Consider the following 13,685-nt stretch of genomic DNA (forward strand, 5'->3'; position numbering starts at 1 on the left):
TATGAATAGTTTTTTTGTAAAGGCAATCTTAAATGTTGTAGTTTTCCAGATTGAGTCTTAAGTTTGTCAACAATGAATTTAATTGATCGGACTCCGGGCTGTCGATCAGAAATTCCAAAGACTTTTGTGCTTCGTTTAGGAAATGATCAATAATATCTTTACATCTTTTTAAATAATCCGGATTCTCAATGAAGTAGTTTTCGATAATAAAAGGATTAGACTCGCCTTTACTAAGGATTTTTTGGAAACTTTTGTCCTTAAGCGCCAAAATAATCGGAAAAGTGTAAATACCAGCCTTCAAATCTTCAAACTTCGGTTTTCCATTTTTAACTAAAGGATTCAGATCTTTTAAATCATCGAGCATTTGAAAAGCCATCCCCAGGTTATAGCCAAAGTTAAAGGCGTTTTTAAATTCTAAATTATCCTCGTCGAATTGCTTGTTCTTTTTTCCAAGCCAAACGCCTGAGACAGCTGATAAACTGAAAAGAGTGGCCGTTTTTCCTTTAATTGCTTGATAATATTCTGCAAGAGTCGTCTGTTTATGGAATTTAAGCGCATCTTGAATTAATTCCCCTGTCAACACTTTTTCCATCGCTGAGGAATGATAGGCGATAAATTCTTTTGAAGGAGCCAAAGACGTTAAAAGATAAAAATATTTGGTAAATAGGATATCGCCTAAATAGATCGTGTTTTTATTGCCGAAAAAATTTTGTAAAGTTGTTAAACCACGTCTTTTCTCGGCGTTATCGATAACATCGTCATGAACCAAAGTCGCCAAATGAAGCAATTCGATTGCTGCTGCGCATTGGTCGATTGAAAAAATTGTCTCTTGATCATAATTCTTTTGATTAACAGTTAAAGTGTATCTGCCAAAAAGAATCGTAATTAAAGCTCTGATCATTTTTCCATTGTTTTGAATTAGGACTTCAGTCTTTTCTCGATATGGTTCTACGTTAAAATGTTGTTGTGCGAGAATTTCTTTGACTTTTTCAATATCCTGCTTGTAAGAATAAGTTTCCCCAAAAAATTCAGTCATATCCCTTCCTTTTCAATTATTAATATCTCATAGTTGGCAAAGATATGCGTTGTCAAACCAATTTTTTATCAGGGTAATCATTAGGCTTCTAATTTAACACCATTAAAGGAATTTAGAAATGAATTTAAAAATATTTTTAGAGTTAGTTGAAATTAAAGCTAAAACAGCAAGTATTTTTCCCTTTTTATTGGCCGCTCTATATTCTTATTATCGCTTTGGTTATTTAAATTTTACCAATATGTTAATTTTCTTTGTTGCAATGCTCTTATTCAACATGGCTGTTGACGCAAACGATAATTATCAGGATTATAAAAGAGCCAAGCGAAATAAAACGAATGATTTTATTTCAAAGACAAATGTGATTGGTGTCAATCATTTAAATATCCACATGATTGGCTGGCTGGTTTTTGCTTTGATTTTTGTCAGTGCGCTTTTGGGAATATGGCTGACAATCAGGACCAACTGGATAATTCTTGTTATGGGTCTGTTCTGTTTTGCGGTTGGTTATTTATATGCCGGTGGACCTTGGCCACTGTCTTCTTTGCCAATAGCGGAGTTTTTCGCTGGATTTACGATGGGTTATATGATTTTTTTGATCAATGTTTTCTTGAATCTTTATTCCAAGATGACCTTTAATTGGTCAATCGCAATCGAAGCGCTTTTGCCAGCTGGCCTGATATCCTTTGCCATTTCAGCCTTGTTATTAGCTAATAATATTTGTGATGAGGAAGAGGACAAAACTTTGAAACGTCATACTATCGTCTATTATCTTGGCCGTTCGAAGTCATTGATTTTATACGACAGTTTTTATGTGATTGGTTTCCTTTTGCTCTTGTTTTCAGTTATTTTAAAGCTTCAGCCGATTGCCAGCTTATTGACTTTCGCGATTGTTCCCCTGATTTGGCATAATCTAGTTATTTTCCATAAAAAGCAGGTTAAAAAAGAAACTTTTATTTTGTCAATTAAGAATTTGCTTTTTATTTCGGTTGCTCAGACTTTAACGGTTGCAATTGGTGTCTTTCTTCATTTTTGATTGAGTTTTCTTTTTTTAAACAAATAAGTTTCTCATAAAAACCCGTTGCTTATGGGCAACGGGTTTTATTATAAAAGACTTTGAATAAAATAAATTTTCCTTCGACTGATTAAATACAATTTACTCAATCAATGCAGAAACTGTTAAAGGAGTGTGGCGATAATGTTGCTTTTATGCTTTTAGCAGGATTATTCGGGTCGACAAAGGTAAAAGGCAGTTCGCGTTCCAATGCATTTTGAACCACTACTACAATTTGATCATCGGGATTCCTAAATGCTATCCCCATTGAGTTAAAGTGGCCAGTGCTTTCAAGTACGCGAGCACCGGGTTTAACATAGTGAGAATAATGCCGCATTACGTAATATTCAGGATTTCGAGTTACCTTGTTGTTGTCCTTGGAATCGATGGAAAATAAGGAATTTTGCTGCCATCCCCAGGTACTGATCGAGTCAGCCAGAATAATATTCCAGTAAGTGTAGGCAGTTGCTCCGGCCGTAAAATAATGATTGAATAGACGAAAAATGTATTCGGCGTATTCCCAACTGTTTTCACCAAAACCACATTCGGACTCAGTCTGAATCAGTTCGATTTCCGGCCATGATTCATGCGTTCTCTCAATGGCGTGTTGGCCAGCCCATTGATAACCAACTCCTTTGATGCAGTTACGGGCTTTATTGTCAAATAAAATATTGTCGACATAGCGATTATAGTTATCCAGCTTAATTCCTGTAGCGCTAAAAGACATATCTTCCGGACCATTCAGTGTCCCAAGGAAAATCTCCGTATCTAGATTTTCTTTTTTAAATGTTGGTCCCAGATAATCGCGAATGAAAATTCGCAAGTCTTCACTATTCCACAAGCAGGAAGGAAATTTTTGGTCGGCAAATACCTCGTTTTGTGGGCATATTCGTTTTATATGAATTCCTTGTTTTTCGTAGGACTCTATATATTTAACGAAGTAATTTGCATATGCCTGCAAATTCTCCGGAGTCATAACTATTCGACCGGAATTGTATACTTTGGGGTATTTCATCCATGTTGGCGGACTCTGAGGGCTGGCAAATAGTTCTAAATCAGGTTGATATTTTTGCGCATTTTTAATATAGGGAATTAGTGTTTCTTTATCATGATCAATCGAGAAGTTTTTAAGATCATAGTCGCCATCAGTTTCATCGTAACTGTACCAAGTTTCCGCGAAATCGTTTGCACCAATCGGAGTTCGATTAAAAGAGAGATTTAGTTCATCCGGTGAGAAAAGATCTCGATATATTTCCTCTTGTTTCTTCTTGTCGAGTTGCTTGAGCGGCAGATATCCCAGTTCATTAAAACAACCGCCGAATCCACGCAACTTTTGTAACTCTTTACCGGTCAATTGCAGATCAGATGATTTTGAGGTTTCAACTTGTTCGGGTGATTTAATTTTTAAATATTCGCTTGGAGTACTTTCAATCCATCTTGTCATGTTACCTCCTTAAAAAAGCAATCATTAAAGAATTCGGCTCTGAAGAATTATCAAAATTTTATTTGGTTGAGCGAATGAGCTGAATAAAGATGCAGGCAACAATGGCAAACGCAATTGCGGTTGGGAAGACCAGATTATATCCGCCGGCTATAACAAGGACGCTGGTCACGATTGGTCCAACCATCTGGCCAAGGGTAGTGGCGATGTTTAAAATTCCAAGATCTTTACCGGCTTCTTCTTTAGACGGCAGAACATCGACGTTTAGCGCCTGATCGACTGCGCCGTAAACAGCGTAACCAAGACCGGCAAAACCGAACAAACAGCATCATTGAAGAAGCAGATTTCATAATCCAGGGAAGGAAGTAACCGACCGCAAGCAGGATTGAAGCGACAATTACAGGAAGTTTACGACGGCCAATCCAATCAGAAATTGCCCCGGAACCGATTGAACCGATTAAACCAACAATCATTGTAATTACAGACATGACCGAAATTGTCGCCGCAGCCGCTTCTTTGCCCTGTCCAATATAGTTTTCCAAAATATATAGCTGATAATTAAGAATCATATAATAACTAAAAAGCAGAAGACTGCGGCCAACGAAAGCCAGCCAGAAGTCCCGAGCACCCTTAACCGGCGGACGGAAGGAGGCCAGAATATCTCCGAAGCCCTTTTTAACCGGCGGCATATCTTTGGATGATTTTTCTTTTGGCCAAACAATAACCGTAAAGATCCCAGCAACACCCATTAGGACACCGGCAGTGATAAACCCGGGAATTTGAATACTGATAAAGCGGGCACCGATCAAAGTACCAAGAGAAGCACCAACAGTTGTTCCGGCCGACATGAAGGCTGACATAGTTCCCCGCATGTCATTTGGTATACGGTCGGATAAAGTAGCAATCACTGGAGCGATCATCGTGTTTAGACCAAACATACAAATACAGTAACTGATACCGATTGCCCATGAATTATTCAAAACACCCATTAGCAGCAAAGAGATGCCGCCAACAACTCCGCCGCCAACAATCCACGGCGTACGGCGGCCAAAGACGGAACGGGTTCGATCGGAAAAGTTTCCGAACATAAGATTGGCTATCAGCGATGCTGCGGCGGTTACAGCATTAAGAATACCGAAAAGCGCAGTTGCTGCAGTCGCTCCCATCAGATTCGTTAAATGTTGCGGCAGCAGAACAGCCGCAACAATTTCAAGTCCGCTCATCCATAAAAGTGCGAAAATAAAGAAACTAATTGAGAAACGGATACGACTTGTTTTACTGATTTTGATTTCGATGTTATTCATTTTCAAACCTCTTTTTCCTTGTTCTTAAAAATTTTTACACCCCAAGGAGGAATGCTTTCAAAATTTTTTCCAACTTGATTTGTGAAAATGTCGACTTTACTAATTTGCGAAGGCAAAATTTGTTTTTTGTCGGAATAATTTAAATAAAAAGTTAGATTTTCATTTTTTATATTTTTTGCCGTTTTCACAACAATTGGGTACTTTGGCGAATTTTTATTTGTAAGATGCAGCTGCTCGGCTTGATCCTTTATTAAATCGTTGATGACGTTTTCGGATGGTAAGCAGCCGATATAGACAACTTGGCCTTTGCCGTAGTTATTTTCGGTGATGGCCGCATATTTTTTCCAAACAGGATGATCGTAATTAGCCAAGGTTTTTGCAGAATCAGGAATAAGCAGTTCCATCCAATCGTCGAGATGTAAGTTGTCATCACTGGAGATTGGTCCCTCAAGCGATGGTTTTAATTTGGCATCCAGATCGTCTGGAGTAACAAACAATTCGTAATGGACTCCGGCTGTTTTTTCGATAATTGCCGGTTGAATCGATGTCCGGACCTTAACATGTTCGTCGGTAAAACCGGATTTGAACATATAAATAACGTGTCCGCCATTTTCGACATAATCGTTTAACTTTTCCAAAACCTTATCGCTGACGCTATACAGAGATGGAACGACAATTAATTTATAATCGCTTGGTTTAATATGATTTTCGTCACTGATATCTGTTCTGATATTTAATTTATAAAACGGATCATACAAACGACGAAAAATATCGTTGTAGTTTTTGTTTTCGGAAAATGGAAACCAATTAATTGCAGTTAGTGATTGATTGGAAACCAAGATACAAACATCTGCATGGATGTTTAAATTAACAAGCGAGGAAGAAATATTTTCAAGTTCGCTACCGGTTTTTTGGATTTCTTCATAAATCGGATTGGATTGGGAATCATGGCTCAGGATTCCTTTCCAGTAAGTTTCAAAGGAATTGTGAGTTGAGTGCCAATGCCAGTATTCGATCATGTTTGCACCGGAAGCAATATGGCTATAGGCTGATAGACGTAACTGGCCGGGGTAAGGTACCCTGTCTTTAAAAGCTTGAGCTTGAGTTTCTAAAACGAGATAACTTTTGTGCTTAATACTTCTGATTAAATCTCCGGCAAAGGATATCTCTGTACCTGTAAGTTTTGATTGCGATGGATGATAAATATCCGTTCCGACGAAGTCGAGTGTTTCCGCTGCATCGAAATGATTCACATCCGGTTGAATTCCATATGAGTAATCACGCCATTCAAAATCAAAATTATGTGTTACGAACTGCTTGCTTTTCTTATATTCGTTAACGATATTTACTTGCCACTTAAGATAATCAGTCACAAGTTGCCTCTGATATTTAGCAAATTCCGTTCCCAATGATCCATTAATGGTCCCGTCCATAGATGGGAAATCTTCCCAGCTATTTATACGGTTGCTCCAATAATCGAGACCAAATTCACGGTTGAATTTTTCTATATCGTTGTTGAATTCTTTTTTAATATATTTAACAAACCCTGCCTGAACATTTGAGCTCGATGTACCATAAGACTTTGTTTCATTATCAACTTGGTAGCCGATAATTGCTGGGTGTTCATTAATATGCTCCAGCATTTTTCGAATAATTCGTTCTCCATAAAAAAGATAGGCGGGACTCGTAATATCCATTATTTGTCTGGCACCATACGGAAGACGTTCTTCTTTTTGTTGAACCATAATTTCAGGATGTTCCCGAGCCAACCAAGTCGGGATAGCGTATGTTGGAGTACCAACAATGACGCTTATACCTGCTTTGCCCATAGCGTCGAGGACTTTATCCAGTGGTGAAAAATCAAATACTCCGGACTGTTTTTCATAAGTACCCCAGGTGCTCTCGCCAATCCGAACAATATTTAAATGTGCTTTTTTCATCATTTCGATGTCTTTAGCTAATCTATCAGTTGGCAAATACTCATAATAGTAAGCAGTTCCGTATAAAATCTTATCCATATCACTCCTTTGTCTTGTTTTAGTAAGCGCTTACTACTATAATTTTAAATTAGAAATATTTTTTATAAATGCCATAATATTTGGCAAAAGGACCCTAATCGAACTTTAAAGGGGAAAAAATGAATATTCTAAAAAATGCTCATCGTTTACCGGTGTTGGATTGGAATTTGAATTTTTTTGGCGGACATTCTCAAAAAGTTGATGATACTTGGATCGTACCTTTGAATAAGCATCAAGCATTCGAACTGATATTTGTTGTTAACGGGCAAGAAATTGTTAATTTTGAGCATGATAGTTATCTTCTAAACAGTGGGGATTTCGTGTTGATTCCACCAGGATTTATTCATACGGTTTCAGCGTTAAAAAACCTAACTTATTTCTGTTTTCATTTTGATATTGATGATCCAAGTTTTGTGGTCGGTTTAATCCAAAACTCACCGATTTATTTTCCTAAAGATTCTTCAGTAAACCAAGAAATTACCCCGATTATTGAAGACATGAATAAAATGATTTCCTCTAAGGTCTATTCTTTTGAGGACAAAATGAATCTGCAAATTTATTTATCGAAAATGCTGTTGAAATTTAACAGTCTGATTAATAAACAGCCCACTGTAATTGGCTCCAGTCAATCAAAATATGCAAAAACAATATCCGAAATGATCAAAAATGAATTTAATGATCACGTCTTATATTTTGCTACACGTTTTTTGAATGGCCCGGATAATCAAAAAATACAGGTACCGGAAATGCCGACAATCAAACATATAATGGAGGCAACCGGAATCAGCGTTGGCTACGGCAACAGAGTTTTTCGTTCTGTGTATTGTCTTTCGCCCTGCGATTATTTGTCAAAACTGAAATTAAAATGGGCCCAACAAATGTTGGCTAAACCGCAATATAATATCGACGAAATCGCACTTGTACTGGGATACTCCGATTCAACTCATTTCAGTCGTCAATTCAAGAGATGGACGGGTGTTTCCCCAAAAAAGTATCGGTAACGAATAAAGGGACCAGGTCCTTATATCCTAATTCGCGCAAGTAGAATTTAGGATAAGCAAGTTCAAATTTTTTAGTTGCTTCTTTTGATAATTCTTTTTGCTTTAATCTTAAAAAAATCGAAAAACGCAAGCAGAATCAAACTTAACAAGCCAATGATAGTTAGAATCATACCTAAAGATAAATAAGGTGTCTTGTAGGACAAAACTACTTTGTTAAAACCTTTTTTAACCGGTATTCCTATAAAAGCCGTATTAATTCTTGGCAGATCTTTTTTGCTCTTGTTTATTTTCCAGCCCTTCGAATAGGGAATTGTCGTGCTTAAAATTTCGGTTTTTGGTGCCTTGAAAGTAAAACTTACGCTGTCTTTTTTTAAAACAAGATTGCTGACACTTTTATCTGCCGAAATTGCCCGATCGGTTGTCTTCCCGGTCGGAACAGCCCATAAACTGACTTTGAATGAATATTCTCCGACTAGTGGAAGTTTTAAAGTAACAAACTTATTTTTCGAACTGGTTTTTATTCGTCCGAGATTAAGCGTTGTTTTTGTTCTTGGAGTATAAAAGGAAAGATCGTTTTCTCCGACTTGGTAGAAGCTGTTGCTTTTGCCGTTATAGTATGCATCAATGGAAAATCCTTCATTGCTATTTCCCAAACTGCCAAAGTTATTTTTAAGCCAGTTCATTTTAAATAAGACAGTATTGAATCTGAGATCATCATTAAATTGTTTTGGAGTCCGTAAGATCAGCTGTTTATGACTAAGAGTATATTTATTAACGGCTGTCGAATATCTTTCTTTGAATGTGCCGCTCGAATAGTTAATACTGTCTATTTGCAAATGTAACTCATATTTTTTGTTTAGTAATTTTTTTGGTATTTTGAATGATACAGCTGGCTTAATCAGTGGATCCTTGTTTGTAATTTTTTGTTTTGTTGCGAATTTTTTTCCATCCAAAGAAAGCGGCAGAGAAAACGTTTTGGACAACAGTTGGGTGTCAGTAGAGTTCTTCTTTTTTATGGTATTACCACTGTCCTCTACTTGATTGTTAATCAAGGCAACTTCTTTTTGGCTTGGAGCTAATTTGGAAAAATTACTTTTACTGATCGTTCCAGAGGATTGATAGATTAAAGGAACGGTTGATTTTGCTTGATAAACAGTTTGCCCGTTAACCAATTCACCGGTATTGATATATTCCGATGGAGCTAGTTGATCACTGGTGTTTTTAAAGAAAACCGAGACGCCAAAATAACGCATCAACAGCGAACGATGATCGATCGTGCTTACGACGTCATTGGGATCGCTGGTATTGTTTTCAAGCTGTTGATTCAATTCTCCTAAATATTTATTTTGAAGCGACCAATAACTATTAATGTTCCCAGCTGGGGAGATGATCGATAAATTGTCGGCAGGAGAAATTCCTTGGACATTTTTTAGTTGATCGTCGATTAAAGAACGAGAACCATTTTTCTTGTTGATATATTTTTGATAATTTTTTTGTTCTTTGGTGAGCTGTTTGAGAGTTGCGTAATTAATTAATGTAGTTTCTTTTGGGTTAAGGTCAGAGGAACGAAGGTTTTCTACAATCATAAATGCGTTTAAAAGAGTTAGCAGTATTAGCCAGATATCAATTGATTTTTGAGATATTAAATTGTTTTTATTTCCTTTTATTAGACAAATTAACAATATCGATCCGGCATAAAAAGCGAGTACACTCACTAGTTTGAAAGCAAAACCGGCTTTGATAAATAGACTAATGGCAATAACAAAACCCAAGATGGCGAGGATGTGCAGATCCTTTTTGTCGACCGAATCAAGATTTTCCAAAAAAACGATTGTTGCCAAGGCTAATGGAAGCGAGAGCATAAAGGACCAGCGATTATTTGGCGAAGTGCCATCGTTAATGATTGCTGCAAAGATAGGACTCAATAAGATTAAAGAAGAAAAAATCAGAACATAGCCTAAGCTTTTATATTTCTTAAAACGCCGAACGGTCCACAGTGCTGCAATAACACTAATGGCTAAGAATCCGCCTTTAAACCAATAAGAAGTATTTTGATCGGTTAAAAGAACGCCAGGCAGCGACAAGTAATATTTAAGCGGGTAAAAAGATAAACCGTTTGCAAAAGGGACTTTTGTTCTGGATGAATTTAATAATTGCAGAAAGCTCGGCAGAAAAAGAATTGAACCGGAAAGAAGCCCGATTAAAACGCTGATAACCATTTTAGTATTATTTTTTACGACTCTGAAACGCTTGTTGGAAAGCAATAAAGAAAGCCAGAAGACAAACGTACCAAAAGCCAACAAGACAGCAAAGTAAAAATTATTGAAGATTGTCCAGGCAACCGCTAGAGCTAGGAGCCAACCCTTGTTTTTTAAGAGGCATTCATATAATCCATAGGCCAGGAGCGGCAAAATAATTAACGGATTTAAAAAAAATGGATGAGTGAAGATCGCATATGCGCTGTAGCCGGTGAATATGTAAGTAAATGAAGCAATAAGCAAAGAATTTTTCTTGGCAGTTGGTATAAAACGTTTTGCTGCCCAGAGAAAACTGAAGCCGACAAAGTAGAGCCTTACCAAAATCATTATCGAGTAATAAATTCCCAAATGGGCTTGGGAAACGAAAATTGACGGATACGTAAATATGTCTCCCAAATTATAGTAGGAGAAAGTTTGGATGGTCCCCTGGCCCAATCCGATGTGCCAGTTCCAAGAAGGAAGGGAACGATGATAGAAAATCCATGCTCTTAGGATTTTTCTCCAATAAACAAGGGCGGGATAATGTTGGGAGATGCCGTCTGCATTCCAAATCAAACTGCTTTTAGTCAAAGCCGTTCCGGCAAAAATCGCAATTATCAGAAGAACAAAAAGAATGGTGTAAATCACATAAACACCCTTAAAAAATCTCTTTGAGTTACGCGCGGCGCGTAAAATTTTTTCTTTTTTAATAGAAATAGATTATTACTTTCTTTTAAGATACTGATATCTGATATATTTTAGTGTTTCTTAAACAAAAGCACTAAAGACAGCGTTAAATATAAGGCCTGAAGTAAAAAATTATGTAATCTTTTAACTTCTCTTTAAGACCAGCTTCAAATAAATAAGAGTTGGTATAAATCAATTTTATGACTTAATGAGGAGCAACTTGTGGATCTTTGACATTTTTTATTGCTTTGAATTATTTTTTTGATTGAAGTTTTTTACGGTTTTATCTGTTCTTGTTGTCACGATTGGACTGTCTGGGGACTAAAAGAGCAATTAAAAAGACGATTAATAGGGCCACAATAATCGAAAGCGGTAAACTGAGCTTAAGTTTTTCAATACAAAAAGAAGCAATTAAAGGTGTTAATATTAATCCGAATAGGCTGTAGGCAAAACTTTTCAGAAGTTCTTTTTTATTCGTTTTTTTCATGTTTGTATTATATATTTTTATGTCTAATCTGTTTAATTCAAAAAAACGATCCAACTATAAATATCATCCGGATTGATTATCCAATCTTGCCAAAAATACCTGCTTTAGAGATAACTAGCCTTTGCAAACAAAAGAAAAAAAGGAGTTCTTCTTAATGAAAGAGTATCTTACAAGGTCGAATATAAGCTATTTTTCGATTGGAAGTGGAACGCCGATTATCTTTTTACATGGTCTATCATTGGACAAACAATCTACCTGTCTGTTTTTTGAACCATTATCAAATGTTGGTCAGTATCAGAGAATTTATTTGGATTTGCCGGGGATGGGAAACAGTGATCCGATTTCTCCAAGCACTAGCGATAATGTTTTAGAAACTCTCATTGAAGCAATTGAAGAAATTATTGGAGCCAGAAGGTTTATTTTGTATGGGCATTCATATGGCGGATACTTGGCTCAAGCGATTGCTTTTCATTTGAAGGATCAAACATTGGGAGTGTTTCTGACCTGTCCTGTAATTACAGCCGATCATTCTAAAAGACTAACCGGGAAACACATTAATATTTTAGAGGAGGATATTAATCCTGTAGAAAATAAGGAATATTTTGCTGATTTCTTGAGTATGAACGTGATTATTAATAACCAAGCCTGGCATGACTATCAAAATTTAATCATTCCAGGACTTCAAAAAGAAGATAAGACTTTTATAGACCAACTTCAAAATAATTATTCCTTTACTTTTGAAGAAAAGCTTAAAAATATTAACTACCAGTTTCCATTTAAAATTATGGTCGGTAGAAACGATCAAGTAGTCGGTTACCAGGAACAATTGAAATTAATTAATCATAACGAGAATGGTGAAATCGTCCTCCTAAACAGAACTGGTCATAATTTAATGATTGATCAACGCGAAGCAGTTGGTTTTCATTTTGATTTATTTCTCGATGAGCTGAACTCAAACAATTAGCTTTTAATTTGGAGTCTCAAAATCCGGTGTTGGAAATCGTCGAGAGAAATAAATAATTTATGAGCACGACACGACTTGAAAGTTTTTTTGACTGTGGTAATTAATGAAAAGGCCACTTAGATATTCCTAAGTGGTCTTTATTTCTTTATTCAATTAGAATTAACATTTCACAATATTCGTTGTCAACCAATAGTTTTCGTTATATTCGTATAGAATTGCTTGATTGCCTTTTCGGCTACGCGCCAACTTAAGGATTGTATAGTTTCCGACTGTTAGAGTCCTTTGTTCAATGCTGTTTTTAAAGCTTGTTTTATCAGTAATAAGACGAGGATCATAACGGTAATTTTTTTTGCAGGGTTTAAAGGATTGCATTAAAGTTCTGTTTTCTATGCCATCAGTTCCAATAAAATGGAATTATCTATTTTTTTAAAGCCAATTAAGCATAATAATCAATTATGGCTTTTAACGTTTCGGCCGCATCTTTTTCTCCGGTGCCTTCTTCATAATATTTCGTAAAACGAGGATCAGAAACATACATGGCAGCCAAGCCCTTATGGGCCTCGGGTGAATACTGTTCCTTTGGCCAAGTCATAAGCAAAAATTCTTTGTGCAGTTCAAAAAGTTGCTTTGCGGCTGGCTGATCTAAATTCTGCGTTCCTACTAATGATTTAAGTGCTGCTAAAATCTGATTTTTCAGTTCTTGTAAGTGTGTCATGTCGATTTCTGATAAGGAATTAAATTTTTGATTGGAATTATCAATTGTTGAATTACTATATTTTTTACGAATTTCTTTACCGTATTGTGTTTCATTATCATTAATTGTTTTTGTCTTAAAGGCTGCAAATTTTTCCGTATCTTTCATTTTTGATGCTCCTTTCATAGTTGCAAGTGTTTTATCTAAATTAACAAGTAAAGATGATAAACGGTCTCGTTCGACAATGATATGTTGGCGCTGATTACTTAAGGCTTGATATTGTTCCGCTTCAGATTTATCCAAGATTTTCTTAATTTGGTCTAACGGCAAATCGAATAATCTTAGAAACATAATCCTCTGTAATTGATCGACTTCAGTTTCATCGTAGTAACGATAATTGTTGTCTGAATCTCGTCGAGCTCTTAACAGACCTTTTTTATCATATGCCAGCTCTATTAAATCGATTTTGCCTTTCTTCGTCAATGGATCGCTTCTTGTATTAATGGTCGTCATTTGTTCGGCTTATCCAAGTTTGAGTTTGAGTTTTGCGTCGTCGATTATGACATTGTTTTTCATTTTTGTATCGTTATTTTTCATTGATGGAATTAATCAAAAATTTATTTCGGATTTCTCTGTATCGATTGTGACGATCCTTATTAGTTTATCCTTGATTTTTTTCACTATTATATCGACTAACGAAAAAGGCTTGTTTTTACAATCGATTTCTTTTTTTGTCCCGGCCGGTTTCCGAAATTCTTTATTCGC

General features: G+C 36.2%; 11 protein-coding genes. 3 read left to right on the forward strand and 8 right to left on the reverse strand.

Features of this window, described 5'->3' with window-relative positions:
- Positions 1-28 precede the first annotated feature (28 nt).
- A complete protein-coding gene (locus A3G9_RS0105945; protein WP_002821482.1) occupies positions 29-1,036 on the reverse strand; it encodes a polyprenyl synthetase family protein in 1,008 nt (335 codons plus the stop codon).
- A 118-nt stretch (positions 1,037-1,154) separates the two neighbouring features.
- Here A3G9_RS0105945 and A3G9_RS0105950 point away from each other — a divergent pair, with 118 nt between their 5' ends.
- The gene (locus A3G9_RS0105950) at positions 1,155-2,069 is read left to right on the forward strand and encodes a 1,4-dihydroxy-2-naphthoate polyprenyltransferase (RefSeq protein ID WP_002817775.1); all 915 of its coding nucleotides are present in this window, start codon (positions 1,155-1,157) and stop codon (positions 2,067-2,069) included.
- Between the two features lie 124 nt (positions 2,070-2,193).
- On the opposite strand, the gene A3G9_RS0105955 is transcribed toward A3G9_RS0105950, so the two are convergent.
- The 4 genes from A3G9_RS0105955 to A3G9_RS0105965 are packed head-to-tail and all read right to left on the reverse strand — an operon-like array spanning position 2,194 to position 6,850.
- On the reverse strand, positions 2,194-3,531 hold the full coding sequence (locus tag A3G9_RS0105955; RefSeq protein WP_002821481.1) for a glycoside hydrolase family 30 protein: 1,338 nt from the start codon (positions 3,529-3,531) through the stop codon (positions 2,194-2,196).
- A gap of 58 nt (positions 3,532-3,589) precedes the next feature.
- Complete coding sequence (locus A3G9_RS1000000110290) at positions 3,590-3,850, reverse strand: MFS transporter (protein WP_079994139.1); 261 nt, start codon at positions 3,848-3,850, stop codon at positions 3,590-3,592.
- Positions 3,771-4,832: an MFS transporter gene (locus tag A3G9_RS0105960; RefSeq protein WP_002826184.1), complete on the reverse strand. Its 1,062-nt coding sequence runs from the start codon at positions 4,830-4,832 to the stop codon at positions 3,771-3,773. The genes A3G9_RS1000000110290 and A3G9_RS0105960 overlap by 80 nt, the downstream gene beginning before the upstream one ends.
- A gap of 2 nt (positions 4,833-4,834) precedes the next feature.
- Positions 4,835-6,850 carry a beta-galactosidase gene (locus A3G9_RS0105965; protein WP_002820687.1) on the reverse strand — a complete coding sequence of 672 codons (2,016 nt, stop codon included), beginning with the start codon at positions 6,848-6,850 and terminating at the stop codon, positions 4,835-4,837.
- A gap of 119 nt (positions 6,851-6,969) precedes the next feature.
- Here A3G9_RS0105965 and A3G9_RS0105970 point away from each other — a divergent pair, with 119 nt between their 5' ends.
- Complete coding sequence (locus A3G9_RS0105970) at positions 6,970-7,851, forward strand: AraC family transcriptional regulator (RefSeq protein WP_002820686.1); 882 nt, start codon at positions 6,970-6,972, stop codon at positions 7,849-7,851.
- A 71-nt stretch (positions 7,852-7,922) separates the two neighbouring features.
- Here A3G9_RS0105970 and A3G9_RS0105975 read toward each other — a convergent pair whose 3' ends face one another.
- Together A3G9_RS0105975 and A3G9_RS0105980 are read right to left on the reverse strand one after the other, a co-directional pair.
- On the reverse strand, positions 7,923-10,736 hold the full coding sequence (locus tag A3G9_RS0105975) for a YfhO family protein (protein ID WP_002820685.1): 2,814 nt from the start codon (positions 10,734-10,736) through the stop codon (positions 7,923-7,925).
- A 322-nt stretch (positions 10,737-11,058) separates the two neighbouring features.
- On the reverse strand, positions 11,059-11,262 hold the full coding sequence (locus A3G9_RS0105980; RefSeq protein ID WP_002826832.1) for a hypothetical protein: 204 nt from the start codon (positions 11,260-11,262) through the stop codon (positions 11,059-11,061).
- Between the two features lie 154 nt (positions 11,263-11,416).
- Here A3G9_RS0105980 and A3G9_RS0105985 point away from each other — a divergent pair, with 154 nt between their 5' ends.
- A complete protein-coding gene (locus tag A3G9_RS0105985; RefSeq protein WP_002821479.1) occupies positions 11,417-12,226 on the forward strand; it encodes an alpha/beta fold hydrolase in 810 nt (269 codons plus the stop codon).
- Positions 12,227-12,662: 436 nt separating this feature from the next.
- Here the strand turns inward: A3G9_RS0105985 and A3G9_RS0105995 are convergent, their stop codons facing one another.
- Complete coding sequence (locus tag A3G9_RS0105995; RefSeq protein WP_002820682.1) at positions 12,663-13,433, reverse strand: MerR family transcriptional regulator; 771 nt, start codon at positions 13,431-13,433, stop codon at positions 12,663-12,665.
- Positions 13,434-13,685 lie beyond the last annotated feature (252 nt).

The sequence above is a fragment of the Oenococcus oeni DSM 20252 = AWRIB129 genome (genome assembly GCF_000372485.1).
Lineage (GTDB): Bacteria > Bacillota > Bacilli > Lactobacillales > Lactobacillaceae > Oenococcus > Oenococcus oeni.